Annotated in this window: 22 protein-coding genes; 12 read left to right on the forward strand and 10 right to left on the reverse strand. The window is 67.4% G+C overall.

Annotation, left to right across the window (positions count from 1 at the left end; translation table 11 throughout):
- Window positions 1-10 precede the first annotated feature (10 nt).
- The 4 genes from AVZ66_RS01995 to AVZ66_RS02010 all read left to right on the forward strand — a co-directional run bounded on the left by AVZ66_RS01995 (window position 11) and on the right by AVZ66_RS02010 (window position 2,863).
- On the forward strand, window positions 11-712 hold the full coding sequence (locus tag AVZ66_RS01995) for a phosphoribosyltransferase (RefSeq protein WP_058981308.1): 702 nt from the start codon (window positions 11-13) through the stop codon (window positions 710-712).
- A gap of 263 nt (window positions 713-975) precedes the next feature.
- A complete protein-coding gene (gene mtnP, locus AVZ66_RS02000; RefSeq protein ID WP_058981309.1) occupies window positions 976-1,830 on the forward strand; it encodes an S-methyl-5'-thioadenosine phosphorylase in 855 nt (284 codons plus the stop codon).
- Window positions 1,831-1,919: 89 nt separating this feature from the next.
- A complete protein-coding gene (locus AVZ66_RS02005; protein WP_058981312.1) occupies window positions 1,920-2,624 on the forward strand; it encodes a hypothetical protein in 705 nt (234 codons plus the stop codon).
- Between the two features lie 47 nt (window positions 2,625-2,671).
- Entirely contained in the window at window positions 2,672-2,863 is a 192-nt protein-coding gene (locus tag AVZ66_RS02010) for a hypothetical protein (RefSeq protein ID WP_058981313.1), read from the forward strand.
- On the opposite strand, the gene AVZ66_RS02015 is transcribed toward AVZ66_RS02010, so the two are convergent.
- From AVZ66_RS02015 to AVZ66_RS02025, 3 genes are read right to left on the reverse strand one after another with little or no spacing between them, the layout of a single operon-like run.
- Complete coding sequence (locus tag AVZ66_RS02015) at window positions 2,860-3,831, reverse strand: ScpA family protein (RefSeq protein WP_058981315.1); 972 nt, start codon at window positions 3,829-3,831, stop codon at window positions 2,860-2,862. The two genes, AVZ66_RS02010 and AVZ66_RS02015, sit on opposite strands and share 4 nt — an antisense overlap.
- The gene (gene smc, locus AVZ66_RS02020; RefSeq protein WP_058981317.1) at window positions 3,824-7,396 is read right to left on the reverse strand and encodes a chromosome segregation protein SMC; all 3,573 of its coding nucleotides are present in this window, start codon (window positions 7,394-7,396) and stop codon (window positions 3,824-3,826) included. Before smc ends, AVZ66_RS02015 begins: the two co-directional genes overlap by 8 nt.
- 18 nt (window positions 7,397-7,414) lie before the next feature.
- Window positions 7,415-7,702 (reverse strand): hypothetical protein, encoded by a 288-nt coding sequence (locus AVZ66_RS02025; RefSeq protein WP_058981319.1) that lies wholly within the window; start codon window positions 7,700-7,702, stop codon window positions 7,415-7,417.
- Window positions 7,703-7,834: 132 nt separating this feature from the next.
- On the opposite strand from AVZ66_RS02025, the gene gatB reads away from it, so the two are divergent.
- Window positions 7,835-9,310: an Asp-tRNA(Asn)/Glu-tRNA(Gln) amidotransferase subunit GatB gene (gene gatB, locus AVZ66_RS02030; protein WP_058981321.1), complete on the forward strand. Its 1,476-nt coding sequence runs from the start codon at window positions 7,835-7,837 to the stop codon at window positions 9,308-9,310.
- A gap of 47 nt (window positions 9,311-9,357) precedes the next feature.
- Here the strand turns inward: gatB and AVZ66_RS02035 are convergent, their stop codons facing one another.
- On the reverse strand, window positions 9,358-9,720 hold the full coding sequence (locus AVZ66_RS02035; RefSeq protein WP_058981323.1) for a hypothetical protein: 363 nt from the start codon (window positions 9,718-9,720) through the stop codon (window positions 9,358-9,360).
- A gap of 188 nt (window positions 9,721-9,908) precedes the next feature.
- On the opposite strand from AVZ66_RS02035, the gene AVZ66_RS02040 reads away from it, so the two are divergent.
- From AVZ66_RS02040 to AVZ66_RS02055, 4 genes are all read left to right on the forward strand, one after another.
- Window positions 9,909-14,003 carry a DNA topoisomerase I gene (locus AVZ66_RS02040; protein ID WP_058981325.1) on the forward strand — a complete coding sequence of 1,365 codons (4,095 nt, stop codon included), beginning with the start codon at window positions 9,909-9,911 and terminating at the stop codon, window positions 14,001-14,003.
- Window positions 14,004-14,362: 359 nt separating this feature from the next.
- Complete coding sequence (gene nreA, locus AVZ66_RS02045; RefSeq protein ID WP_058984607.1) at window positions 14,363-15,628, forward strand: DNA repair protein NreA; 1,266 nt, start codon at window positions 14,363-14,365, stop codon at window positions 15,626-15,628.
- Window positions 15,629-15,715: 87 nt separating this feature from the next.
- Complete coding sequence (locus AVZ66_RS02050) at window positions 15,716-15,904, forward strand: hypothetical protein (RefSeq protein ID WP_231727060.1); 189 nt, start codon at window positions 15,716-15,718, stop codon at window positions 15,902-15,904.
- Between the two features lie 68 nt (window positions 15,905-15,972).
- A complete protein-coding gene (locus AVZ66_RS02055; protein ID WP_231727061.1) occupies window positions 15,973-16,794 on the forward strand; it encodes a CPBP family intramembrane glutamic endopeptidase in 822 nt (273 codons plus the stop codon).
- Window positions 16,795-16,808: 14 nt separating this feature from the next.
- On the opposite strand, the gene AVZ66_RS02060 is transcribed toward AVZ66_RS02055, so the two are convergent.
- Window positions 16,809-18,563, reverse strand: a complete 1,755-nt coding sequence (locus tag AVZ66_RS02060; RefSeq protein ID WP_082678747.1) for a methyl-accepting chemotaxis protein — start codon at window positions 18,561-18,563, stop codon at window positions 16,809-16,811.
- A 59-nt stretch (window positions 18,564-18,622) separates the two neighbouring features.
- Window positions 18,623-18,907, reverse strand: coding sequence for a DUF5789 family protein (locus AVZ66_RS02065; protein WP_058981332.1), 285 nt, complete (start codon window positions 18,905-18,907; stop codon window positions 18,623-18,625).
- A 405-nt stretch (window positions 18,908-19,312) separates the two neighbouring features.
- Between AVZ66_RS02065 and AVZ66_RS02070 the strand changes: the two genes are divergently transcribed.
- A complete protein-coding gene (locus AVZ66_RS02070) occupies window positions 19,313-20,224 on the forward strand; it encodes a hypothetical protein (RefSeq protein ID WP_058981334.1) in 912 nt (303 codons plus the stop codon).
- Here AVZ66_RS02070 and AVZ66_RS02075 read toward each other — a convergent pair whose 3' ends face one another.
- The 4 genes from AVZ66_RS02075 to AVZ66_RS02090 all read right to left on the reverse strand — a co-directional run bounded on the left by AVZ66_RS02075 (window position 20,225) and on the right by AVZ66_RS02090 (window position 24,053).
- Window positions 20,225-20,662 (reverse strand): Mut7-C RNAse domain-containing protein, encoded by a 438-nt coding sequence (locus AVZ66_RS02075; protein WP_082678748.1) that lies wholly within the window; start codon window positions 20,660-20,662, stop codon window positions 20,225-20,227.
- Window positions 20,659-22,464, reverse strand: a complete 1,806-nt coding sequence (locus tag AVZ66_RS02080; protein ID WP_058981336.1) for a helix-hairpin-helix domain-containing protein — start codon at window positions 22,462-22,464, stop codon at window positions 20,659-20,661. The genes AVZ66_RS02075 and AVZ66_RS02080 overlap by 4 nt, the downstream gene beginning before the upstream one ends.
- On the reverse strand, window positions 22,461-22,895 hold the full coding sequence (locus tag AVZ66_RS02085) for a DUF5788 family protein (RefSeq protein ID WP_058981339.1): 435 nt from the start codon (window positions 22,893-22,895) through the stop codon (window positions 22,461-22,463). Before AVZ66_RS02085 ends, AVZ66_RS02080 begins: the two co-directional genes overlap by 4 nt.
- 555 nt (window positions 22,896-23,450) lie before the next feature.
- Window positions 23,451-24,053, reverse strand: coding sequence for a DUF420 domain-containing protein (locus tag AVZ66_RS02090; protein WP_058981341.1), 603 nt, complete (start codon window positions 24,051-24,053; stop codon window positions 23,451-23,453).
- A 129-nt stretch (window positions 24,054-24,182) separates the two neighbouring features.
- On the opposite strand from AVZ66_RS02090, the gene AVZ66_RS02095 reads away from it, so the two are divergent.
- Window positions 24,183-24,599, forward strand: a complete 417-nt coding sequence (locus tag AVZ66_RS02095) for a cobalamin B12-binding domain-containing protein (RefSeq protein ID WP_058981344.1) — start codon at window positions 24,183-24,185, stop codon at window positions 24,597-24,599.
- Between the two features lies 1 nt (window position 24,600).
- Window positions 24,601-25,572, forward strand: a complete 972-nt coding sequence (gene meaB / locus AVZ66_RS02100) for a methylmalonyl Co-A mutase-associated GTPase MeaB (RefSeq protein ID WP_058981346.1) — start codon at window positions 24,601-24,603, stop codon at window positions 25,570-25,572.
- The last annotated feature ends 30 nt before the right edge of the window (window positions 25,573-25,602 follow it).

The raw sequence follows: 25,602 nt of genomic DNA on the forward strand, positions 1-25,602 counted from the left end.
TTCCCATGTAATGAGCGACCTCCCGGACGAGTTCAAGTGCACTATCACCAACTGGGAGTACATCTACGGTCTCTGCCGCGACGTCAGCGACGACGTGAAACACTCCGAGTTCGAGCCCGACGTCGTTGTCGCGCTCGCTCGCGGCGGCTGGTTCGCGGGCCGGTGTCTCTGTGACTTCCTCGGCCTCGACGACCTCACCAGTCTCAAGATGGAGCACTACGTCGGTACCGCCGAGAAGGCCGACGAGCCCGAGGTCCGGTACCCGATGCCGGAGGGCTCCGTCGAGGACAAGGACGTCCTCATCATCGACGACATCGCCGACACCGGCGGCTCCATCGAGCGCGCCCACGAATACGTCGCCGACCGGGAGGCCAACGAGATTCGCACCGCTACTCTCCAACTGCTGGGCACCAGCGAGTACGACCCCGACTACGTCGGCGAGTACCTCGACGAGTGGGCGTGGGTCGTCTACCCGTGGAACTTCATCGAGGACATGATCGACCTCATCTCCGGCGTCATGGAGAAAGACGACGATGGCTCCTACACGCGGGAGGGCATCCAGAACCTCCTCTCGTCGTACCACGACGTCGAACGCATCGAGATGGAAATCGCCCAACCCGACCGCCTCGACGAAGTCTTAGCGGAGATGGTGCGCCGGGACGTGCTCGTGAAGGCCGGCCCCGAGGAGTGGAAGCTCCGCGTCGACGCCTAGCCCGTTTCTGCTGACTGCTCGTAACCCGTTTCGTAGACAGCAACGACGGAAAGCCCTCGGCACGCTCGCGGTCGTCTCGCCGACATATCCGCTCGCTGCGCTCACGGATAGTGGTCGGCGAGACGACCACGCAGGCGCGAGCGTGCCTCGCCCTTTCAATCCGCCGAGGTTACTAAGTCGGACGGGCTGTCGTCGTTCGCCTGTCGAGGTGCGTCGCGACGTGAGACGAGTCTTTTAGGTCGCTCCCGGTTCGACGGCTGTACATGATTGGCTTCATCGGCGGTTCCGGCATCTACGAAGCGCTCCCGCTGAACGACGTGCGAGAGGAGGACGTGACGACGCCGTACGGCGACCCGAGCGCGCCCGTGACTGTCGGCGAGTTCGGCGACACCGGCACCGAGGTCGCGTTCCTGCCGCGACACGGCCCCGACCACCAGCGCTCGCCGACGAACCTCCCGTACAAGGCGAACATCTACGCGCTCAAGCAGCTCGGCGTCGAGCGCATCCTCGCGTCGAACGCCGTCGGCAGCCTCAAGGAGGAACTGCCGCCGCAGACGCTGGTCGTCCCGGACCAGATTTTCGACCGCACGAAACACCGCGACTCCACGTTCTTCGGTGACGGTATCGTCGTCCACCAGCCGTTCGCGGACCCGTACTGCCCGCACATGGTCGAACACCTCCACGAATCCGCCGAGGACGCGACCGACGCCGAAACCCAGGAGGGCGGCACGTACGTCTGCATCGAGGGGCCGCAGTACTCGACGCGAGCCGAGTCGGAGTTCTACAAGAGCCAGGGCTGGGACCTCGTCGGCATGACCGCAATCCCGGAGGCGAAGCTCGCGCGCGAAGCCGAGATGTGTTACGCCACCGTCGCGGGCGTCACCGACTACGACGTCTGGAAGGCCGACAGCGAGGTCACGCTCGAAGAAGTGCTGGAGAACGCCGCCGCCAACGAGAAAGCCATCAAGCGCACCGTCGAGCACGCCATCGAGACGCTGCCCGAGGAGCGCGACTGCGACTGCGGGCACGCCCTCGAAGGCACCGTGAACACGCCCACCGAAGCCATCCCCGAGGACACCCGCGACCGCGTCGACGCGCTCGTCGGCGACTACCTCTGAAGTTGGCGCGCTGACGCGGCTAACGCGGTAAGATTCGCGGCCGAAGGCCCAAAATGTAAATACTGTTCCCGCGTTTGTTAGGGTAAGGTATGGGGGGCCACGCCGACGCCGAAGCGTTCTCGACAGAACTCGCGGCCTTGAAGCGGGACGGCTGCAACGTCCTCGTGGTCAGCGACGCGGAGGGCCGCGACGCCGCCTGCGAGCGCCTCCTCGGCGCCCCCGAACTCGACCGCCGCCACGTCTTTCTCGAAACCGCCGCGGATGTCTCGACAGTGCTGGACCGCCACAGCCCGCGCCGCACCGACGCCTCGACGCTCGGCGTCGTGGACGCCACGCCCGCCACGGGTGCGCGTTCGGCGGCCGCCGCGCCCCAGTCCGGGGGCGCCGGAGCGCCGCTTGGTGAGTGGTACGAACGCGTAGAGGACCGCACCGACTTCGCGGCGCTCACCACGGCCGTCACCGACGCCTTCGACCGCGTCGCCGCGGCCGCCGACACCCCAAGCGAGGTCCGACTCTGCGTCGACGGCCTCGACCCGTTCTTCGACGCTGTTCGCTCCGGGGACACCACCGAGGAACGGCTGTTCCGATTCCTCCACCTCCTCACGAGCGCCGTCCGCGAAGACGATGGTATGGGCCACTTCCACGTCTCCGCGAGCGCCGACGACGCGCTCCTCGCGACGGTCGAGCCGCTGTTCGACGCGACGCTCTCCGTCGAAACCGGTGCAGAAGGAACCGTCCGCCAGCGCTGGCGCCTCCACGACTCCGGCCGCGTCACCGACTGGTTCGCGTTCTGACGGGGGGCATCGGTACGTTTATTCTCCGCGGCTGACTCGATCCGGTGATGCGCTCGCTCTCCGAGGTCCGCGAGGACGCGCTGTTCGTCTACGGGCTGGTGGCCGCCGCCGCGGTCGTCGTCGCGCTCGACGCCGTCGGCGTCGTCGACATCTCCTACGACCTGTCGCTGGTCGCCCTGTTCGTCGCCATCGTCGGCGCGCTCTACCTGAAAGGGAAGTTCGGCGTCGAGAAGCGCTAGATCGCGGCGTCCGTCCCCGCGTTCTCACAGACCCAGAGGTCGCCGAACAGGTCGTCCTGTTCGAGCGTGACCGCGCCGCGGTGCGCGAGAAACAGCAACGCGAGGAACGTCTGCACGCGCGACTCGCCCGCCTCGGCGACTTCCTCGTACAGCACTTCCGTGCGCCCGCCGCCGTACTGCTCGTCCAGCACCGCGCGAACATCCTCGATTGTCGCCTCGATGTCCTCCTCGTGGGCGTTCCCGAGCGCGTCCTCGGCGGTCGGCTCGTCGTCCATCCGGAATTCGTCGCCCGACCGATAGTCCAGCTCTTGGACGCCGCGCCGGAACCCCTTCGGGGAGTCGCTGGTGTCGTACTCGCGGGATTCTTTCCACCACGATCCGCGCTCGGCCTCCCGCAGGTCGCGCACGAGTTCGTCCAGCGTCTCCGGGTTGCCGCGGGCGTGCTTGCGCTCCAGCCGGCGGTCCATCTCGGATTCGAGCGCGTCCACGGGGTCGTAGGCCGGCCGGCCGTCCTCGTCGGGCGGCGCCTCCCACGGCGGCCGCTCGACCTCTTCTTCCTCCTCGGGTTCGTCGTCGCCGGCGTCGAGCATCGCGTCGCTCTTCATCCGCAACAGTACGCTCGCGTAGAACAGCGCCCGCCCCGACGTCCGCAGGTCGGCCTCGTCGAGCGCTTCGAGGAACTTGTCCGTCACCGCGACGATATCGATGTCCCACGGCTCGATTTCGCCGTTCTTCGCGAGCTGCACGAGCAACTCCACGGGCTCGACCTCGTCTTCGGGGTTCGCCTCGGGGTCGGCCGGCGACTCCGCGATGAGTTCCGCCGCGCTGTCCGGCGTGTCGTCTCCGGGCGCGTCCGCGGTCGTCAGTCCGCCGTCGGGCGCGCTCTCGCTTTCGCGCTCCGCTTTCCGGTCCTCGTGGCCCGTGACGTCGAGCGGGACGTCGTCGGAGTCGTCGGTTTCGTCAGTCATTCGCAACTGCCCCCTGGGCGGAGAGGTCGATGCCCGTGACGATGCTGCGGTTGTCCTCCTGCATCGTCACGCCGATGGCGCGCTCGGAGCGGTCGAGCATCGCCGAGCGGTGGCTCACGACGACGAACTGGGCGTCCCCCGCGAGTTCGTCGACGAGTTCACCGACGCGGTCGGCGTTGACGGCGTCGAGGAACGCGTCCACCTCGTCGAGCGCGTAGAACGGCGCGGGGTTGTGGCGCTGGATGCCGAAGATGAACGCCAGCGCGGTCAGGGACTTCTCCCCGCCGCTCATCGCGTCCAGCCGCTGGACGGGCTTGTCCGCGGGCTGGGCTTTCATCGTCAGCCCGCCCTCGAAGGGGTCCTCGGGGTTCTCCAGTTCGAGTTCGCCCGTGCCCGCGGAGAGCCGCGAGAAGATGCGCTGGAACTGGTCGTTGATGGCGTCGAAGGCGTCCATGAACGTCGACTTCTTCTGCTCGTCGTAGTGGTCGATGCGGTCCTGGATGCCGTCGCGCTCCTCGACGAGCGTCGCCCGCTTGTCCTCCAAGTCGTCGAGGTCGGACTCGACGTCGTCGTACTCGTCGATAGCCTTCATGTTCACCGGTTCTAAGGCCTCCATCTGCCGTTCGAGGCGCGCGACGTTCTCCTCGACCTCGTCGAGGTCCGGAATCTCCTCGGGGTCGTAGTCGCCAACGGCGTCCTCGAGGTCGTCGATTTCCTCGGTGAGCCGCGCCTCCGCCCGCCGAAGACTCTCCAGCCGGTTCTCGACTGTCTCGACCTCGCTGGCCTGTTCGTCGCGAGCCGCCTTCGCTTCCCTGAGGTCGTCTTTGAGGTCCTCCCGCTCGCTCTTGAGGTCCGCTAACTCCTCCTCCAACGCAGCGACGGCTTCCTCCTTCTCCGCGAGCGTCTCCTCTTTGGCCTCGATTTGTTCGCGGAGGTCACTGATACGCTGCTCCTGCTCGGCCTTCTCGTTCTGCGCCTCCTCGATGTCGTCGTGGAGGTCCTCGACGGCGTCCTCGGCGTACTCCTTCTCCAACTGGAGGCTGTTCAGTTCGCCGTCGAGGTCGTCCACGCGGGACTGCAGGTCAGCGATGTCGGCCTCGATGTCCTCCTTCTCGGCGGTGAGTTCGGGAATCTTCGAGTCCGCGAGTTCGTCCTCGAGTTCCTCGATGTCCGCTTCGAGCGCCGCGATGTCCTCCTGCTTCGCGGAGATGTCGTCTTCGATGGCCTGCATCTGCTCGTCGACGTCCTCGCGTTCGCCCCGTAGCTCCTCGATTTTCGCCTCCAGCTCGTCGATGCGCTCTTCGACGTCCTCGCGCTCGCTCTCCGTGGCTTCCACGTCGTTCTGCAGCGACCGCACTTGGTCGGTGGCGTCCTGCCGCCGGTCGCGGGCGTCCTCCAAGCGGTCGTCGATTTCGCGGACGTCCTCCCGGAGTTCGGCGCGGTCGTCTTCGAGGCGCTGGATGCGCTCGGCGACGCGCTCCAACTGTCCTTTCCCGGATTTGGAGAACGAGTACCGCGAACCCGACCGCGACCCCCCTGTCATCGCGCCGGACTTCTCGACGAGTTCCCCGGAGAGCGTGACGAGTCGATAGTCGCCCATCAGGTCGCGAGCGGTCTCCATGTTCTCCACGACGAGCGTGTCCCCGAGCACGTACGAGAAGATGGGCTCGTACTGCTCGTCGAAGTCCACGAGGTTGTACGCGAAGTCCACCACGCCCGGCATCTCCGGCGTGCTCGGCAGCGAGCGGTGGCGCATCTTCGTGATGGGGAGCATCGTCGCGCGGCCCGCGTTGCGCTGCTTGAGGTACTCGATGCAGCGCTGGCCCGTGCCGTCGTCGTCCACGACCACGTTCGCGAGGCGGCCGCCAGCGGCCGTCTCACAGGCGGTCGCGTACTGCTCGCTGACGCCGCCGAGTTGGCCGACCGTGCCGTGGACGCCCTCGACGTCGCTGTTCAGAATCGTAGTGACGGCCTTCCCGTACGACGAGTCTCCGGACTCGTTGGCCTGCGCTTCGAGGCGCGCGTACTCCTCTTGGGCCGCCGAGAGGTCGTCCTCGACCTCGTCGAGGTCGTCCTGGCGCTCGCGCTTCTCCTGTTTGAGGTCCTCGACGACCTCCACGATTTGCTCGCGGTTCCGCTTCGCCTTCGCGAGTTCGTCTTCGAGGTCGTCGAGGGTCGCGTCCAACTCCGGGAGGCGCTCGCGGGCGTCTTCGAGGTCTGCTTCGGCTTCGTCGACCGCGTCCGAGCGCCGCTTGGCCTCGTCCAGCAGGCGGTCCTGCTCGCGCTGGAGGTCGTTGCGCTCGCTCTTCGCGTCCTCCAACTCCGCTTTCTTCTCGGCGAGTTCGGCTTTCAGTTCGTCGAACTCGGTGTCCACGGACTCGATTTCCGCTTCGACGTCCGCGAGGTCGGACTCCCGGCTCTGGATGTCCGCCTTCACCGACGCCTTCTCGACTTTCAAGTCCTTGATGTCGCCTTCGAGGTCGTCGATTTGCTCCTGCTTGCGGTCGATTTCGACGAACGCCTGTCGGCGCTCGTTCTCCGCGTCCTCGATGCGCTCCTCGGCGGCCTCGACCTTGTCCTCGAGGCGCGAGATGTCGCCTTTCACTTCCTCCATCTCGCGCTTGATGGCGAGCTGCTCGTCCTCGCCCTTCCGCTCGATTTCCGCGTTCAGGTCCTCGAGGTCCTCTTCGAGGCGGAGCACGGTGCCGCGGCGCTCGTCCAGTTCCTCCCGGAGTTCCGCGAGTTCGTCCTCGCGTTCGTCGATGTCGCTGCGCGTCGCGTCGAGGTCCTCGCGCTTCTCCTCCAACTCGGCGGCCTTCGCGTAGCTCTCGTACTCCTGTTTCTCGTCCCGCAACCCCTGATATTCGAGCGCGGTCTCGCGCTCGTCGGCCAACTGGTCGAGGCGGTCCTGCTTCTCCTCGATGCGGAGGTCGGCCTCGTCGACGCGCTCTTGGACGACCTCCAGTTCCTCGTGGGCGTCGGCCTTCTTCGCGTCGAACTCCGCGACGCCCGCGATCTCGTCGACGATCTCGCGGCGCTCGCCCGGCGTCATGTTGATGATGCCGGTGACGTCGCCCTGCATCACGACGTTGTACCCCTCGGGCGCGACGCCCGCCTGCGCGAGCAGGTCGCGGATGTCCGAGAGGTTCACCGAGCGCCCGTTCAGGTAGTAGTACGAGTAGTAGTTGTCGTCGGTGCGTTTCACGCGGCGCTTGACGGTGATGGTGTCGACATCGCCGACCTTCTCGGAGCCGGCGGCGGTCTCGACTTGCGAGCGCGAGAGCGTGCCGTCGCCGTTGTTCAACACGACCTCGACGCTGGCCTCCTTCGGGCCGGCGGACTCGTCGTCGCCCTCGTGGCTGGGGTTGTAGATGAGGTCCGTGAGCTTCTCCGCGCGCATCCCCGAGGTGCGCGCGAGGCCGAGCGCGAACAACACCGCGTCGATGATGTTGGACTTCCCGGAGCCGTTCGGGCCGCTAATCGTCGTGAAGTCCTCGTAGAACGGGATGCGCGTCGTCCCGGCGAAGCTCTTGAAGTTCTGGAGGACGATTTCGTCGATGTACATGCTGGGGAGGGGAGCGGCCTACGCGACGATGATGTCGTCGAGGCCCGACTCCTCGTTGTCGTCAGCGTCGCCGTCCACAGGTTTAGTCGCTTCGCCTGCCTCGCTGTCGTCCTCGTCGTCGGGCTCGATGACGCCGCCCTCGCGGGATTCCCGGAGTTCCTCCGTACTCGGCGTGCGGTCCAGTTCAGCCTCCAGCGTGCGGATGCGCTCGCTGGCGTCCACGAGTTCCTCGGTGAGTCCGCGGACGGTGGCCTCCAGTTCTTCGACGCGCTGTTCGAGTTCCTCGACGTCGGTGTCGTCAGTCATACGTTCTGAACGGGACGCGAGACGGATAAGTATAGGTCGGACGCGCGTCAGACAACTTCGGCGGGTCGCGCGGGGGCCGCCCGCGTGGCCCCTTCGTTAGCCCTAAGCGGCCACCCCTCGAATCGTGGCGTAATGAGTACGCAGTCCGCCACGCAGGACCTCGCCGCGGTCATCGGGCTGGAGGTCCACGTGCAACTGGAGACGGACACCAAGATATTCTGTGGGTGTTCGACCGACACCGACGACGCGGAGCCGAACACGCACACGTGTCCGGTGTGCCTCGGGCTCCCGGGCGCGCTCCCGGTGCTGAACGAGGGCGCCGTCGAGGCCGCGGTGAAACTCGGGAAGGCAATCGACGCGGAAATCCCCGAGCGAACCCGCTTCCACCGGAAGAACTACTTCTATCCCGACCTGCCGAAGGGCTTCCAGATCACGCAGTACGACGCGCCCATCTGCCAGGACGGCGAACTCGACGTGACCGTCGAGGACGAGCGCCGCGAAATCGGCATCGAGCGCGCGCACCTCGAAGAGGACCCGGGGAGCCTCCAGCACGTCGGCGGCAGCATCGACACCGCCGACTACACGCTCGTCGACTACAACCGCGCGGGCACGCCGCTGATGGAAATCGTCACGCGCCCGGACTTCCGGAGCGCCGACGAGGCGCGCGCGTTCCTCGCGAAACTCACCGACGTCCTCGAATATTTGGGCATCTTCGACGCGGAGCGCGACGGCAGTCTGCGCGTGGACGCCAACATCTCGATGGTCGACGCCGAGAAACTAGAGGGCGGCATCAGCGACGAGGCGCTGGAAGCCGCCAACCGCACGGAGGTGAAGAACATCTCCAGTCACAAGGGCGCACAGAAGGCGCTGTCCTACGAGATTACGCGCCAGCGCAACCAGATTCAGCGCGGCCGCGAGGTCGAACAGGAGACCCGCCACTGGGACGAGAGCCGGGGCATCACGGTGTCGATGCGCTCGAAGGAGGAGGAGAAGGACTACCGCTACTTCCGGGAGGCGGACATCCCGCCGCTCGAAGTCTCGGACTGGAAGGACGAGATTCCGATTCCGGAGCTGCCGGACGCGCGCCGCGAGCGCTTCCGCGAGGAGTACGGCGTCGGCGCGGAAACGGCGTCGAAGCTCACGTCGCGGAAGGCCGTCGCGGACCTCTTCGAGGAACTCGCCGACGAGTACGACCCCGGGCTGGCGGCGACGTGGGTCGCGGACAACGTCCTCGGCGAACTCAACTACCGCGGGCTGGAAGTCGGGGACATCACCGACCGTCTCGGCGAGTTCGAGCGCCTCGTGGAACTCGTCGCGGAGGACGAGATCACGGCGAAGAACGCCGAGGAGGTCGTGCTTCGGGAGATGCTCGACGAGGGTCGCAGTCCAGACGAGATTGTCGAGGCCGAGGACCTCGGGAAGACCACGGGCGGCGAGGTCGAGGCGGCCGTCGCCGAGGCTATCGACGAGAACCCGGACGCCGTCGAGGACTACCACGCCGGGGAGGGCGGCGCGCTGAACTTCCTCGTCGGGCAGGTGATGGGGAAGACCGGCGGGAGCGCGGACCCCGGCCAAGTGAACGAACTGCTGCGCGAACAGTTGGAGTAGGCTGTCGGCACCGACGCGGCTCGCTTCTCGTTTTCGTCGACGCGCGGCTACGCTTCGGTGTCGAAAGAGTCGTGGTCGATGACGTAGAGTACGCCGATTGCCGCGAGCGTGAGGCCGCCGACGGCGACGAGCGCGGCGTACGCGAGGTCGCCGGCTCCCGGCTGGTCGTCGAGAGTCGTGACGCCGGAGACGACCAGCGAGAGCCCGAGTGCGACGTTCGCCAGTCCCGCGAGCAGCGACCACCGCACGCGGTCGGTGACGCCCCCGGCGAACATGAGCGCGCCGGCGAGCGCCATGAGCACCATCTGGACGGCGAGCGGTCCGTCGGCCGGGAACGTCGCCGCGAGCGCGACCGCGGCGAACGCGAACAGCGCCGCGCCGAACCACTGGGTCAGCGTTCGTCGGTTCACAGTCGTCGTTCCGTCCGGCCGGGGTTAGTCGTTGCGCGTGCTCGCACGCCGCGCGAGTACCCGCACTCGCGGCCGGCCGCGAGCGCGCCTTGTCCCGTCGCCTGCTTGCGGTTCCCGGTCCCGAAATCTTTACCCGCGGTTGCGGCGTAACCGTTCGCAACGACCACCTCGGCAGGTGGAGGTACACCGTGGAACTCATCGTCACAGAGAAGAACAACGCCGCGCGACGCATCGCCGACATCCTCTCGGAGGGAGGGGCAACGACGGACACGACTGCGGGCGTCAACGTCTACGAGTGGGGGGGCCGCCGCTGCATCGGCCTCTCGGGCCACGTCGTCGGCGTCGACTTCCCCGCCGAGTACTCGGACTGGCGGGACGTCGAGCCAGCCGAACTCGTGCACGCCGACGTCGTGAAGGAGCCGACCCAGGAGGACATCGTGAACGCGCTCCAGCGCCTCGCTCGCGAGGCCGACAACGTCGTCATCGCGACTGACTACGACCGCGAGGGCGAACTCATCGGGAAGGAAGCCTACGAACTCGTCCGCGAGGTCAACGAGGAGGCGCCCATCCAGCGCGTGCGCTTCTCCTCGATCACGGACAACGAGGTCAAGTCCGCGTTCGCGGACCCCGACGAGGTGGACTTCGACCTCGCCGCGGCGGGCGAGGCCCGCCAAATCATCGACCTCGTGTGGGGCGCCGCACTCACGCGATTCCTCTCGCTGTCCGCCCGGCAGATGGGCGAGGACTTCATCTCCGTCGGGCGCGTGCAGTCCCCGACGCTGAAGCTCATCGTGGACAAGGAGCGCGAAATCGAGGCCTTCGAGCCGGACGACTACTGGGAGCTGTTCGCGGACCTCGCCAAGGACGACACGACGTTCGAGGCGCAGTACTTCTACGAGGGCGAGGACGGTAACGAGGCCGAGCGCGTCTGGGACGAGGACGCCGCCGAGCGCGCGTTCTCGGTGCTCCGGGAGGCCGGCGAGGCGGTCGTCCAGTCGGTGTCGCGGCGCACGCGCAGCGACGACCCGCCGGCGCCGTTCAACACCACGCAGTTCATCCGCGCCGCGGGGTCGCTGGGGTACTCTGCGGGCCGCGCGATGAGCATCGCCGAGGACCTCTACACGGCGGGCTACATCACGTACCCGCGGACGGACAACACCGTCTACCCCGAGGACTTGGACGAGCGCGACCTGCTCGGGGAGTTCGAGCAGACGATATTCGGCGACGACGCCGAGATGCTGCTCGAACGGGACGACCTCTCGCCGACGGAGGGCGACGAGGAGACGACCGACCACCCGCCGATTCACCCGACGCCGGACTTCCCCGACCGGAACAAGCTCTCCGAGGACGAGTGGGAGGTGTACGAGCTCGTCGTGCGGCGGTTCTTCGCGACGCTCGCGGAGCCCGCCGTCTGGGAGCACCTGCGCGTGGTCGCGGACGCCGACGGCGAATCCCTCAAAGCGAACGGCAAGCGCCTCCTCGAAGAGGGCTACCACGCGGTCTACCCGTACTTCAACACGAGCGAGAACTACGTGCCGGACGTCGACGAGGGCGAACACCTCGACCTCACCGACCCGCGGATGGAGGCCAAGCAGACCCAGCCGCCGCGCCGGTACGGCCAGAGCCGGCTCATCGAGACGATGGAGGACATGGGCATCGGGACGAAGTGTCTGACTGGAGATAGTCGGGTTCTCGTCCGTCATGAGTCTGGCGACATCGAGCGCGTTCCGATTGCCGAACTGTTCGATTCGGGCCGTGTAGCGCTTGCTGACGGGGATACAGATATCGCCGTCGCGGAGGATGGACCGACTACCCTCTCCTTCGAGGAAGGAACCGGTCGGACTACGGAGCGCGAACAGACGCTCGTCAGTGAGCGTCCGCTTGACGACGACGAACGCGTGTTCCGGGTCGAAACGAATGCGGGATCCTTCGAGGCGACGAGCGAACATCCCGTTTATACGCACTCCGGCGACACGTTCGAAGTGAAGCCGCTCGTTGCGATTGACGAGGGTGACGAACTCCTCACCGCGCGTCGTGCTGCGAGCGACGACGTGGATGTATCGACGACGGTCGCTACGTGGTCAGAGTTTGCAGCGGCTTGTGATAAGAAATCGAAGCTTTACGGGGTCGATTGCGGTGACGCACTCCGTAAACACCGAAAAGCGGCAGCGGAGACACAGGCCGAGTTCGCCGAACGAGTCGGCACCCACCGGCCGCAGGTCACTCGGTATGAGAACGGCGACAAGGACGTTCCAGTGTGGATTCTTGGACGGATAGATGTACGACCCGACGAAATTCACGGCCTGAACTACGATGTCTCCGTTCAGAATCCGTTCCCGCTCGACTGGTCGCCCGAACTGGCACGAGTGCTCGGCTGCCTGTTGGGCGACGGGTCGGTTCACGTCAACGAAGACGAGAACGTCGTCGATATCAGATACCACAACACCGACGAGCGCCTCATCGAGCGTTTCGTAGACGACATCGAAACGCTGTTCGACGTCAAACCGGCTGTTTCGGCACGCGATGGACGCGAGGACCACCACAAGGAGAAGTACCAGGTTCACGTTCCGAGTGTGGTCGCTCGAATGCTCCAGTTCGTCCTCGATGACGTTCGCGAGGACGGCTGCCCGGCGGTTCCCGACGTGCTCGAACCCGTCTTCGTCGGCGCGCTGTTCGACGATGAAGGCCATATTTCGACGGACGGGAAAGCCTTCATCTCCAACATCGACCACGACTTGCTCAGTGGTGTCGAGGAAATACTGGAACGCCACGGTATCGATTCGACACTAAACAAGTCCCAACACAAACTCTATGTCAGGGGGCGTCACGACCTCGAACGGTTCTTGGACGAAGTTCCGATTGCCGCCGACGAGAAGTTCTACCGCGGCCTGTCTCGACTCGAAGACTACCACGTCACCACTCGGAAATCTCGGATTCTCGAAGCGCTCTCGGAGGCGGAACACACGACTTTCGAGTTAGCCGACGAACTCGGAGTGACCGTCGACGTCGTGCGGAACGCGCTTTCCGAGCTCGACGAGGAAGGATACGTCGGCAAACACATCGAGGGGAGCAACCGGAGCCACGACGACAACCGGACGTTCCGGTACACTGCCGACGGGTTCGACGAATCGGTGTACGCGACGATTCGCGGACATCCGTCGACGGCGACGGTAACCGCCGTTTCGGAGTGCGAGTACGACGGCGCAGTCTACGACCTGACTATCGACGAGACCGCACCGAACTTCGCGGTCGAAGGCGGAGTTGTCGTCCACAACTCTACGCGCCACAACACCATCGAGAAGCTCTACGACCGCGGCTACATCGAGGGCGACCCGCCGCGGCCGACGACGCTGGCGAAGGCGGTCGTGGAGGCCGCCGAGGAGTACGCCGACCTCGTGGTCAGCGAGCAGATGACCAGCGAACTGGAGGGCGACATGACCGCCATCGCCGAGGGCGAGAAGTCACTCGACGAGGTCACCGCGGAGTCCCGCGAGATTCTGGACCGCGTCTTCGACGAGCTCACCGACTCCCGGGAGGAGATCGGCGACCACCTCCGCGACTCCCTGAAGGCGGACAAGACGCTCGGCGAGTGCCCCGAGTGCGGCGACACGCTGCTCGTGCGGCGCTCCCGGACGGGCTCGTACTTCGTGGGCTGCGACGGCTACCCCGAGTGCCGGTTCACGCTCCCGTTACCCTCCACGGGCGAACCGCTCGTCCTCGAGGAGACCTGCGAGGAGCACGGTCTCCACGAGGTGAAGATGCTCGCGGGCCGGGACACGTTCGTCCACGGCTGCCCGCTGTGCGCGGCCGAGGAAGCCGAGGAGAGCGAGGACCGCGTCATCGGCGCGTGCCCCGAATGCGGTGCCGAAGAAGGCGGCGAACTCGCCATCAAGCAGCTCCAGACGGGCAGCCGGCTGGTCGGCTGTACGCGCTACCCGGACTGCGACTACTCGCTGCCGCTCCCGCGCCGCGGCGACATCGAGATTACCGACACGTACTGCGACGAGCACGACCTCCCCGAACTCGTCGTCCACGACGGCGACGACGAGGAACCCTGGGAACTGGGGTGTCCCATCTGTAACTACGAGGAGTACCAGCAGCGCCAGCGCAAACAGGGCGTGGAGGCGCTGGACGGTATCGGCCCCGCGACCGCGGAGAAACTCGAAGAAGCGGGCATCGAGGACGTCGGCGACCTGGCGTCTGCGGACGCCGACGAGGTGGCCGAGTCGGTGTCTGGCGTGAGCGCGGACAACGTCCGCGAGTGGCAGATGCAGGCGGACTAGCCGCTATACTTCTCTGAACTCGCCGCTGCCGCAGGCCGGGCAGTTCAGGCGTTGGCGCTCGTAACGGGCCGCGCAGATCCCGCACTCGAATTCGGTCGGCGAGTCCTCGACGCGTACCCGGAGTTGCTCCACGACACTCATGTTACCACATACCATGGGCGCTGTGTATAAATAAATTTCGGCAAACGACCTGGATACAGAGTGAGAACGAAACATATCTCTATGTACTCTCTCCAAATCATCTACTTACACAGAATTCTCCCCATTCCCGAAACGATTGATTTGTATCTGCCGTTGACTTCTGGTCGCTGTGAGTGCGCGGCGAAGCGGGTAAGTGGACGCCCGCGCAACTAGTCGACGTGCGTCTCGACGACTACATCGAGGGACTCCAGCCCGACGAGTCGGTCCAGCGGCGCCAGCTCGCCGAGGAGAAGTCCTACGAGGTCTTGGAGTACCTCGACGACGTCGAATCCGGCTTCGAGTCCGCCGTGCAGGGGGACACGCTCGTCGGCGCGACCGCGCCGTCGGTGTTCGTCGGGCGGTCGTCGTACCCGAACGTCTCCGCGGGCATCCTCTCGCCAGTCGCGGGCGGCGCCGACCCCGAGGAGTACGCCACCAGCGGCGAGTGGTACCAGCAGGGCTTGGACATCGACAACGTGCTCCAGTACCGGACGGGCCTGCTGAACTCGCGGCGCTCCGCGAACGTGAACGTCCACGACGTCTGGGACGGCTTCGTCGGCACGCAGCGCGAGGTCGCGATGGCCGACCGGCCCGTGGACGTCGAAATCGGGCTCTCCGACACCCCGGACTTCGACCCGGACGAGTACACGAACCCCGCGGCGAACGCTCCTTCCGGGCCGAACGCGAGCGCCGAGTCAGCGGCGCTCACCGAGAACCCCCACGTGCCGCGGTACGTCGAGAAGACCCTCGAGGACGACGACTGGGCGGCGGAGGGCGCGATGACGTACCTCTACCGCCGCGGTTTCGACGTCTACGACATCAACCGCGTGCTCTCCGTGGGCGCGCTCGGGCAGGCCGACCACCGCCGACTCGTCCCGACCCGGTGGTCGATTACGGCCGTCGACGACACGATTGGGCAGTTCCTCCGCGGGAAGATTCGGGACAACCCGAGCGTGAATCAGGTGACGGTCCACGTCAACGAGTACATGGGGAACCGCTACTGGGTAATTCTCGCGCCCGGTTCGTGGGAGTACGAGCTCGTGGAGATGAAGGCGCCGGGCAGCATCTGGAACCCCGACCCCGCGGGCGACATCTGGATGGCGTCCGCGAGCGAGGGCTACGGGGGCCGCACGGGGTACGTCGACGAGACGGCGGGCGCGTACTACGCGTCCCGACTCGGCGTCCTCGAACACCTCGACAACATCGGCCGGCAGGCGAAGGCGCTCGTCCTCCGCGAGGTCAGCGACGACTACTGGGCGCCCGTCGGCGTCTGGCAGGTCCGCGAGAGCGTTCGCAACGCCTTCGACACCGAACCCGGCGAATCCGAGACGTTCCACGGCGCGGTCCGCGAAATTGTCGACCGCCTCCCGGTCTCGCTGGCCGCGCTGCGCCGGAAGTCCAGCATGGTCGCGGGCGTCCAGAGCGACCTCTCGGAGTTCTCGTAGCCCGCACCTCGGGGATTCACTTAAGACGCCGACGGATGTAGGCTGAGCGTGATGCTCCCCGCATTCGTCGGTGGTCTCCCCGGTGGTATGGAACTCGCAGTCATGTTCATGATACTGGTGTCGTTCGCCGTCGTCGCAGTCGTCGTCGTCGCCATCGGTCGAATCGCGTTCGGCGGTCGCGGCAGCGACCGAACCGAGGAACTGGAATCCCGCGTCGCCAACCTCGAAGGCCAAGTCGACGCGCTCCGCGAGGAACTCCGGCAGCGCGACGAGTAGCCGGTCGCCGGACAGCCGTGCGCCGCCCGTCCCCGGGGTTTTTCGCTGCCCGCGACGAACGGTGGTGCATGGATTCGCTCTCCACTGACGCGGACATGCCGTCGCCGTCCGACGACGGCGGCGCGCCCACCTCCCGCTCGAAACTGCGCGCCGTCCTCGTGGCGTTCGGCGTCGCCGTCCTCGGGTTCGCCGTCGGCATCGCCGTCACGCTGGTCCTGATGGGCGTCTGGGTCGCGCTCGGCTTCGAACTCACGACGGCCGCGCTCCTCGTGCTCGGTCTGGTGGGCCTGCAGGGAATCGGTTTCTCACTGGTCGCGTGCGCGTACGTCCGGTACTCGGGGTTCTCCTTCGACTTCGTGCCCGTCTCCGTGCCGTCGCTCCGGGACGCCGGCTACATTGTCGGCGGCTACCTCACCGCGTTCGGCCTCGTGGTCGTCGCGCTCGTCGTCGTCACCACCCTGTTCACGACCGAACCGGCGTCCAACGAGGGCGCGCAGGCTGCCGCCGACAGCGGCCTGCTCGTCTGGATGATTCCGCTCTCCATATTGCTCATCGGCCCGGGCGAGGAACTCCTGTTCCGCGGCATCATCCAGGGGTCGCTGCGCCGGCACTTCTCGGCGGCCGGCGCCATCCTCCTCGCCACCGCAATGTTCGCGCCCGCGCACATCCTCTCGCTGTCCGGGAGCCTCCAAGCCGCCGCACTCACCATCAGCATCCTCTCCGTGCCGAGTATCGTGTTCGGCGTCGTCTACGAACGCACCGAGAACCTCGTCGTCCCCGCGCTCTGTCACGGCCTGTACAACGCGACCCTGTTCGGCATTCAGGCGCTCGTCCCTGCCAGCGGCGACGGCGCCAGCGGCTTCCTCTCCGTGTTCGCCGCGCTCCTGTAGCTCGGTCGTCTCTCCTATTCTCCCCAGTCGAATCCCCCGCGCTGCCCGCCGTCGGTCGCCGCGGCGCCCGTGTGACCGTCACCGCTCGCGTTGTCCGTGTCGACGCCCGTTCTGTCGACGCCGGCGTCCTCCGGCACGTCGAACTCGTCCAGTAGCGCCGCGAGTTCCTCCGTGCGGCCGGCGAGGTCGTCCATGCGGTCGGCGACTTCGTCGGTGGCCTCCGTCTGCTCGGCGGCGCTGTCCGCGACCGTGTCGGCCTCGCTGGCCGTCTCCTCGCTGACGCTCGCGATTTCGTCGACCATCCCGACGGCGTCGGTCACCGACTGGGCGCCCTGGTCGGTCGCGTCCGAAATCTCCTGCACGGAGTGGTTGACGTTCGCCACCTCGTCGACGATGGCGTCGAAGTCACGGAGCACGCCCTCCGCCCGGTTGATTTTGCGTTCGACTTCCGCGTCCACCTCCGCGATGGCCGTGGACGCGTCCGCCGCGCGCTGTGTGACCGTCTCCACCAACTCGGAGATGTCGGCGGCCTGCTCGCGCGTCTCCTCCGCGAGGCTCTTGACCTCGTCGGCGACCACCGCGAACCCGTCGCCGTCCTCGCCGGTGCGCGCGGCCTCGATGGACGCGTTCAGCGCGAGCATGTTCGTCTCCTCGGCGATGTCGTCGATGAGTTCCGTGATGCCGTCGATGCGGTCGACCTCCGCGGCGAGTTCCTCCACGGTGTCCGCGACCGCCTGACTCTGCTCTCGTAGCCCCCGCAGCGCCTCGATGGTGTCCTCGACTTCCGCTCGGCCGTCCTCTCCGCGGTCGGCGGCCGCCTGCGCTGTCTCGGCGACGTCGTCGGCGCTCGCGGCGATTTCCTCGACGGTCGCAGACACCGTGTCCATCTCCGCGGCGACGTCGTTCAGCTGCGTGGTCTGTTGGTTCGCGCCCGCCGCAATCTCGTCGACGCTCGTGCTCACCTCCGCGCTGTGCTCGGCGACGTCGTCGACCCGCGACTCCGTCTCCGCGGAGACCGCCAGCACGTCCTCGGAGAACGACTGGATGTCCGCGATGGTGTCCCCGAGCGTCCGCAGAAGGTCGTTGAAGTCCTCGACGACCGCGCGGTGTTCGGCCGCGACGTCGAGGTCCTCGGGGTCGAGGCGGGCCGTGAGGTCGCCGCTGCGAGCGGCGTCGGTCGCGTCCGACAGCGCGTCCACGAGCCGTTCGAGTTGCTCGGACTGGCGCTGGAGTTCGGCTTGCTTGGCTTCCAGTTGCTCGGTGTGGGATTCGAGGCTGTCGGCCATCGTCGCCATGCTCTCCCCGAACCGACCGGGGACATCCGCGTCGAGCGCCGTGTTGTCGAAGTCCTGTCGAGCGAGCGCGTCGGCCTGCCGGGACGCCGTCGCGAGGTTCGCCTGCATCCGCTGGAACGACGCCACGAGTCCCGCAATCTCGTCGGTGCGCTCGGACGCCGGGATGTCCGCGCGCTGGAACTCGCCGGCGGCGATGTCGTCGGCGGCCGCCTCCAGTTCGACCAGCGGTTCGACGAAGTCGCGCTCCGCGAGGAGGTACGTGTTGAAGAACGCGACCACCGACAGCGCGAGCGTCGCTCCGACGCCGAGAAGTTGCACTGTGCCCGTGCCGAACAGCGCGAACGCCGCCATCGCGACGGCGCCGAGGAACTGCAGGCCGACCGCGGCCAGCATCTTCCGCTCGACGGACCCGTCGGCGCCGGCAAGCGCTATCGACTTCCAGAGTAGTGATTCGTACGACGAACGGAGGCTCATGCGCTCCCGTTCGCGAGGTCACGTAAAAGGGACCGGCGGCAATTCCCAGAAGCCTGTAGCTACTCGGTCGACACGGGGCCGGTGCCGACAACCTCGCGGACGGCGTCCTCGAACTCGCGGCGCGTCTCGAAGTACGTGATGTCGACGTCTTCGAGCAGCGCTTCGAGCTTCTGCGGGCCGTCGGGCGTTCGGACGACCGAGTCGCCCTCCTTGCGGGCGACCTCGCTCTTCTGCTGGGCCCACGTCAGTCGGGACGCCACGCGCGCCAGCGGCGCGCCCTCGACGGGTTCGCCCTCGCCGAGTTCGACGGCGGGTTCCTCGTCTTCGTCGGTCTCGTCAGCCATACCCGTCGATTCGCGGGGGCGTGGATTCAACCTTTCGGAGCGTGGCTAGCGTGGCCGAGCGAAGCGAGGCCACGTTACGGCGAGCGGGGAGGCACGACCCGCGAGCAGCGAGGCGAAGCGAGGCCACGTTACGGCGAGCGGGGAGGCACGACCCGCGAGCAGCGAGGCGAAGCGAGGCCACGTTACGGCGAGCGGGGAGGCACGACCCGTGAGCAGCGAGGCGAAGCGAGGCCACGTTACGGCGAGCGGGGAGGCACGACCCGCGAGCAGCGTGCCCGACTATTGTGCCTCGCGAGCGAAGTGATGCGTGAGCAACGTGTTCGACCACGAGCGCGGTGGCCGGAGCGAGTCGCGCCGTCGAACGTCTGACGTACTGTTTTTACCCTCCGCGTCTAACGGGGACGCATGACCAGCCTCGGGGACACGTACGACCGGCGCGCGGGCGAGGCCAGCCAGCGACGCGTCTATCTCGGCACTGGCTTGTTCGCCGCGGGCGCGCTGCTCGTCGTCGGCGGGATTCTCGCCGGCGCGACGGGGCTCCTCATCAACAACGGCTTCGGGCAGTACGAGAGCCGGGAAATCGCCGTCCTCCTCGCGGGCTTGGGCGTGCCGTCGGTGCTCGTCGGCATCTTCACTGTGCTGCCCGCGAACCGCCTGCAGCGCGCGGCCGCGGCCGTCGGCGCGGGCTTGAGCGTGCTCGGCGTGATGTTGTTCCGCGCGACCTACCCCTACCTCTACGTGCCCGGTTCGGGCGGCGTCCCCACGACGGGGACGCTGGCGTTCATCCTCGTGTACGCAGCCGGCATCATCACCACGATGTGGTGTCTGTTCACGGCGGTGGCGACGTTCAAGACGCGCAACGACCCCGGCGGCACGGTGGCGCTCACCGTCACGAAGGACGGCGAGACGCACACTGTCGAGGTGCCCGCCGACGACGTCGAGAGCGCCCGCGAGAAGCTCGCGTCCGGGAGCTTCGGCGGCGTCGGTGGCGTCGGCGTCTTCGGCGGCGTCGAGGACCCCGACGAGCGAACTCGCGCGAACGCGTCCGAGCCGAAGCCCTCGTCGTCCACCCAGTCGGGGGCGACAGCGGGCGCGTCGCCGTCCGTCTCCGACGGCGGCGCGGCCGCCGACGACATCTCCTCGCCGCTCGACGACGCCTCGCCGTCCGCGGGCGGGCCGACCCCGGACAAGTACTGCGGGAACTGCGAGCACTTCGAGTACACGGGCGACGACGGCATGCAGCCGTACTGCGGCCTCTACGACGAGGAGATGAGCGACATGGAGGCCTGCGAGTGGTGGGAGCGAAACGACCAGTAACTACAGTGCTGCGAGCCGTTCTTCCACGTCCGCCCAGTGGCTCCCCGTCCAGAAGCACTGTCCGCAGTCCACGCAGCGCCAGACGGGAGCGGCGTCGTCGGGCACGTACTCGGGTCGGTCGCTGTCGTCGTTCGCGCGCTCCAGTTCGCCGTTGCACGCGCCGCAGCGCTCGCCCGGGGTTGGCGTCAGAGTGACGCCCGCCGCGTCGAGTTCGCGGAGTTGGTCGTCGACGTCCTTCGACTCGACAAGGATGCTCTCTGGTGTTCGCGCGGCCAACTCGCGGTCCCGCGTGACGACGACTCGCCCCTCTCGGGCGGCGAGGTCGCGAATCGCGTCGTCGTCCTCGATACCTCTGTCGAGGCAGTAGGCGGCGTCGTGGCCGCACATTCGCAGGACGCGTGCGAGGCTGCCGAGCATCGCGTCCAGCAGGAACTTCACGAGTCGAGGAACTCGCGGACGCCGTCCGCCTCCCGGGCGTTCAGCACGTCGCCGGCTTCCGCCCAGCCGCGGCGCGCGGTGTGGACGCCGTACTCGACGTAGTCGTACTCGGTGGTGGCGTGGGCGTCCGTGTTCGTGGTGATGGTCGCGCCCGCCTCGACGGCGGTCTGGACGACGCTCCCCCAGAGGTCGAGGCGATGGGGGTTGCTGTTCACTTCCAGCGCCGTGCCGGCGTCGGCGGCGGCCGCCGCGAGCGCGGCCGCGTCGAACTCCATCGCCGGGCGGTCGTTGATGAGTCGGCCCGAGGGGTGACCGAGCACGTCCACGTGGGGGTGTTCGACCGCCGAAATCAGGCGCTCGGTCTGGTCACCGCCGTCCTCGCCGAGGCCGCTGTGCGGGCTGGCGACCACGACGTCGAGGTCCGCGAGTACGTCGTCGGTCACGTCGACGACGTTTCCGTCCGCGTCGACGTTCGCTTCGACGCCGTGAAAGACTGCGATGTCGGCGTCCTCGCGGACGGCCGAGACTTCGTCGGCTTGCTCGCGGAGGTCCGCATTGGAGAGTCCACTGTCCCCGAACACGCCCGGTCCCTCGGCGTGGTCGGTGATGGCGACGTAGTCGTGGCCGAACTCGGCGGCGCCCGCGACCATCTCGCTCACCGGGAGGGCCCCGTCCGACCACTCCGAGTGCGCGTGCAGGTCACCCCTGATGTCGTCGAGTTCGAGCAGGTCGGGGAGGTCGCCGCGCTCGGCCGCCTCGACCTCGCCGCGGTCCTCGCGCAGTTCCGGCGGAATCCACGGCAGGCCGAGCGCGTCGTAGACGTCCTCCTCGGTCTCGCTGGCGAGCAGGTCGCCGACGCGCTGGTTTCCGTCGGACCGCCGGTCCGACGACGTTCGCGAACCGTTGGTTCCCTCACCGGCCTCCGGGTCGTCGACGTCCGAGACGTCGAAGACGCCGTACTCGTTGACCTTCTTGCCCTGGTCGATGGCGTGGTTGCGAACGCGGACGTTGTGGGCCTTGCTGCCCGTGAAGTACTGCAGCGCCGCCCCGAACTCCGCGTCGACCACCACGCGCAGATCGATGCGGAGGCCGTTCGACCGCACGCTCGTCTTCGTCGGCCCCGCGTCGAGAACCTCGTCTACGCGGTCCCAGTCTGTGAGCGCCTCCCCGACCGCTTCGCCGGCGTCGCTGGCGGCGAGTACGTCCACGTCGCCGATGGTCTCGCGCCACCGCCGCGTCGACCCCGCGACCGCCACGCGCTCGACGGCGTCGAGGCCCGCGAGGAACGACCGCACGTCCTCCGCGATGGGGCGGCCGTTCCCGAGGAGTTCGCGCTCCTGAGCTTGCCGCGCGAAGTCGACGTGGTCGAGGATGTTCTGCTCGGTCTTCGGCCCGAACCCCGACACGTCCTGTATCTCGCCGGCCTCCGCGGCGGCTTCGAGGTCGTCGAGGGTCTGCACGCCGAGCGCGTCGTACAGCGACTTGACCGTCTTCGGCCCCACGCCCTCCACCGCGGTCAGTTGCGCCATCTCCACCGGGAGCTTCTCTCGCTCGGCCTCCAACTCCTCGACTGCTCCCGTCTCGACGTACTCCACGATTTTCGACGCGATGGCGTCCCCGACGCCTTCGATTTCCTGCACGGCGTCTGCGCCCTCCGCAGCGAGGTCCTCGACAGCTTCGGGGTGGTCTCGGACGTTCGATGCGGCGCGCCGGTACGTGTTCGGCTTGTAGTCGACGCCCTGGGCTTCCAGTAGGTCGGCGTACTCGTCGAGCACGGCCGCGACCTCGTTGTTCCGGCTCATCGCCTCACGCCCTCGTTGTCGTCTTGGCCCAGCGCCTCCTTGAGGAACGAGAACCAGCGCTTGCGGTCCGCGCGCTCGCTCGCCTCGATTTCGGCCTCGATGCTCGTCGTGCCCAGCGATTCGAGGGCGTTCAGCGCGCGCTCGATGCCCACGATGGCGTGCACGAGCGCTTCGCCCTCCTCGCGCGTGATGTCCGCCTCTTCGAGGCGCTCGCGGCGCTGCAGGCGCTCCCGGCGCAGCAACTTCTTCGCCTCCTCGACGTCCTCGCGGCGCTCGGCGGGCACCGAGTCGAGTCGCTTCACCTCGAAGACGAACTGCTGTAACTCGAACTCCTCGCCCTGCACGTCCAGCGTCTCCGGGATGGACGCCCCCACCGTCGCCGCCTCCCGGTCGACGCGTTCGAGGAGTTGCTTCCGCTCGAAGTCGCGCATACGTCTCGTACCGGCGGCTCCCGCAAAAGCCCCCCGGCTGTCTGGGTTTATCGTGCTTCGTCGTTCTCCCGTAACTACGACGCAGATGTAGAAAGCCCCGAGGCTGTAGACTCGGTGCGCTCTCACGGGTCACTGCGTTCCCCGTTCGAGCAATTCGAGGTGCTCGAAAATCCTCGATTTTCGGCATGACGAGAAACGGCTCTGCCGTTTCTCGAACCACCTCCCGCTGGTCGGCCTCGCGCTCGCTGCGCGCTTCCCTCGCTTCGCTCGGTCCAGTGCTTGCGTCGCGCGCCTTCGTCTACTGGGCGGTCGGCTGCGCCGACTGCCTCGTACCGTGGCGGCGACGCCGTCACGCGAGCCTCGCCCCTTTCAGTCCCACCCGTTACCGGCTGACCAACCGGCTACGGGCGGGACTGAAAGGGGCGGCGCGCTCGCTAGCCGAGGCGACGCAAGCACGCGACCGCAGGGAGCGCGCGCAGCGAGCCGCAGGCAGCGAGCGCGCCGGGGCTTTCGAGAAAGCGCAGACGACAGAGAACGAGGAGACTGCGAACGAACCTAGCGCGGGACCCACGAGTAGACGTGGTTGAGCAGCCAGTAGGTGACGACGCCGAGGAACAGCGAGGTCGACCACGCGGCGACCGCGATGCGGCCGTACTTCGCGTGGGCGGTCTCGCGGAGTTCTGCGGGGGTGTGCGTGAGGCCGAGGGTGATGGCGTAGAGGACGACCGGAACCGCGACCACGGAGAGGAAGATGTGGATGGCGAGCATCAGGAGGTAGATTGGTTCGACGACGCCCGCGTACGCCGCGAGGAACTGGCCTTCCTCGATGACGATGGACTTCTCGAAGCCGCCGCCGACCTTCCAGAGGTAGAGCACGAGGAACACGCAGATGAGTGCGAACGCGGTCAGCATCGCGGCGCGGTGCTTCTGCACTTCGCCGCGCTTGATGAGAACCGCGCCCGCCAGTAGCGCGGTGAGCGCGAGCGTGTTCACGACCGCGATGGCGTCCGAGAACAACAGTACGGTCTCCCGGGAGAGTTCGGGGAACAGCGGGACGACGCCGGAGAACGCGGCGGCGACGAGCGCGTAGCCGACGACCGACAGCACGACCGTGACGCGGCGCGGGTTCGCTCTCGCGTACTCGGAGGCGGAGGTCATGGGCCGACGTTGGGCGGCCCGCGCAAACCCGCTTTCGCTTCGCGCGGGACAACCGGAGTTTGGGTAGCGCAAGCAGAACTGTAATAGAAGTCCGTTAGAGTAAAACCCGTATGCGGCGACGTACCGGCCATGAGCCACGAATCCCAGCGGAACATCCGGTGTCTGGTGGCCAAAGTCGGACTCGACGGCCACGACCGGGGCGCCCACGTCATCACGCGGGCGTTCCGCGACGCCGGGTTCGAGGTCATCTACTCGGGCCTCCACAAGGCCCCCGAGGAGATCGTGCAGGCGGCCGTCCAGGAGGACGTCGACGTTCTCGGTATCTCTATTCTCTCGGGCGCGCACAACACGCTCGTCCCGAAAATCGTCGAGGGCCTCCAGGAGTACGACGCCTTCGAGGACACGCTCATCATCGTCGGCGGCATCGTCCCCGACGAGGACCGCGAGGGCCTCAAGGAGGCGGGCGTGGACGCCATCTTCGGCCCGGGGACGCCGATGGAGGAGACCATCGAGTTCATCCGGGAGAACGTCGAGCAGCGTGACTGAGATGGCTACGCCCGACCTCGTCGACGACCTGCTCGCCGGGAAGCACCGGGCGCTCGCGCGCGCCATCACCCGCATCGAGAACCGCTCGCCGGGCTACCGCGACCTCGTCGCCGCGCTCTACCCGCACACCGGGAACGCCGACATCGTGGGAATCACCGGCAGTCCAGGCTCCGGGAAGTCCACGCTCGTGGACAAGATGGCGAAACACTACCGGGACCGCGGGCTGACCGTCGGCGTCATCGCGGTCGACCCCTCCAGCCCGTTCACGGGCGGCGCGGTGCTCGGGGACCGCATCCGGATGGCGTCGACCGCCACGGACATGGACGTGTTCTTCCGGTCGATGTCCGCGCGCGGGAGCCTCGGCGGCCTCTCGACGGCCACCGCGGACGCCGTGAAGGCGCTGGACGCCTTCGGCAAGGACAAAATCATCATCGAGACGGTGGGCGCCGGGCAGAACGAGGTCGACGTCGTGAAGACCGCGGACACCGTGGCGGTGCTCGTCCCGCCCTCGTCGGGCGACGACGTGCAGATGCTGAAGGCGGGCATCCTCGAAATCGGCGACGTGTTCGTCGTGAACAAGGCCGACCTCGCCGGCTCGGACAAGACCGTCACCGAACTCAAGAACATGCTCGACATGCGCGAGGGCGACCCGGACGACTGGGACCCCGAGGTCGTCGAGACGGTCGCGAACAGCGGCGAGGGCGTCGCGTCGTTCCTCGACGTGCTCGACGCGCACGCCGACTGGCTCGACGAGTCGGGGCGCCGCGAGGCCGAACGCCACAAGCGCCACGCCGAGGAACTGCGGAACCTCCTGCGGGAGGACGCGAGCGAGCTCGTCGAGGACGAACTGGACGCGCGCGGCGGCGTCGACGAACTCGTCGAGCGCATCGACGCCGGCGAGACGACGCCGTACGACGTCGCCGACGACGTAATCGAGCCGCTCGCGGACTGCCTCGACCAACAGCGCGACTGACGCCGTCACAACGGCTAAGCGACTGGCGAC

Origin of the sequence: Halobacterium sp. CBA1132, assembly GCF_001485535.1 — an archaeon.
Lineage (GTDB): Archaea > Halobacteriota > Halobacteria > Halobacteriales > Halobacteriaceae > Halobacterium.

Coding starts and splice junctions, on each gene's coding strand:
- AVZ66_RS01995 (WP_058981308.1), top strand. CDS start 11: ATGAGCGACCTCCCGGACGAGTTCAAGTGCACTATCACCAACTGGGAG.
- mtnP (WP_058981309.1), top strand. CDS start 976: ATGATTGGCTTCATCGGCGGTTCCGGCATCTACGAAGCGCTCCCGCTG.
- AVZ66_RS02005 (WP_058981312.1), top strand. CDS start 1,920: ATGGGGGGCCACGCCGACGCCGAAGCGTTCTCGACAGAACTCGCGGCC.
- AVZ66_RS02010 (WP_058981313.1), top strand. CDS start 2,672: ATGCGCTCGCTCTCCGAGGTCCGCGAGGACGCGCTGTTCGTCTACGGG.
- AVZ66_RS02015 (WP_058981315.1), bottom strand. CDS start 3,831: ATGACTGACGAAACCGACGACTCCGACGACGTCCCGCTCGACGTCACG.
- smc (WP_058981317.1), bottom strand. CDS start 7,396: ATGTACATCGACGAAATCGTCCTCCAGAACTTCAAGAGCTTCGCCGGG.
- AVZ66_RS02025 (WP_058981319.1), bottom strand. CDS start 7,702: ATGACTGACGACACCGACGTCGAGGAACTCGAACAGCGCGTCGAAGAA.
- gatB (WP_058981321.1), top strand. CDS start 7,835: ATGAGTACGCAGTCCGCCACGCAGGACCTCGCCGCGGTCATCGGGCTG.
- AVZ66_RS02050 (WP_231727060.1), top strand. CDS start 15,716: ATGGAACTCGCAGTCATGTTCATGATACTGGTGTCGTTCGCCGTCGTC.
- AVZ66_RS02055 (WP_231727061.1), top strand. CDS start 15,973: ATGGATTCGCTCTCCACTGACGCGGACATGCCGTCGCCGTCCGACGAC.
- AVZ66_RS02060 (WP_082678747.1), bottom strand. CDS start 18,563: ATGAGCCTCCGTTCGTCGTACGAATCACTACTCTGGAAGTCGATAGCG.
- AVZ66_RS02065 (WP_058981332.1), bottom strand. CDS start 18,907: ATGGCTGACGAGACCGACGAAGACGAGGAACCCGCCGTCGAACTCGGC.
- AVZ66_RS02070 (WP_058981334.1), top strand. CDS start 19,313: ATGACCAGCCTCGGGGACACGTACGACCGGCGCGCGGGCGAGGCCAGC.
- AVZ66_RS02080 (WP_058981336.1), bottom strand. CDS start 22,464: ATGAGCCGGAACAACGAGGTCGCGGCCGTGCTCGACGAGTACGCCGAC.
- AVZ66_RS02085 (WP_058981339.1), bottom strand. CDS start 22,895: ATGCGCGACTTCGAGCGGAAGCAACTCCTCGAACGCGTCGACCGGGAG.
- AVZ66_RS02090 (WP_058981341.1), bottom strand. CDS start 24,053: ATGACCTCCGCCTCCGAGTACGCGAGAGCGAACCCGCGCCGCGTCACG.
- AVZ66_RS02095 (WP_058981344.1), top strand. CDS start 24,183: ATGAGCCACGAATCCCAGCGGAACATCCGGTGTCTGGTGGCCAAAGTC.
- meaB (WP_058981346.1), top strand. CDS start 24,601: ATGGCTACGCCCGACCTCGTCGACGACCTGCTCGCCGGGAAGCACCGG.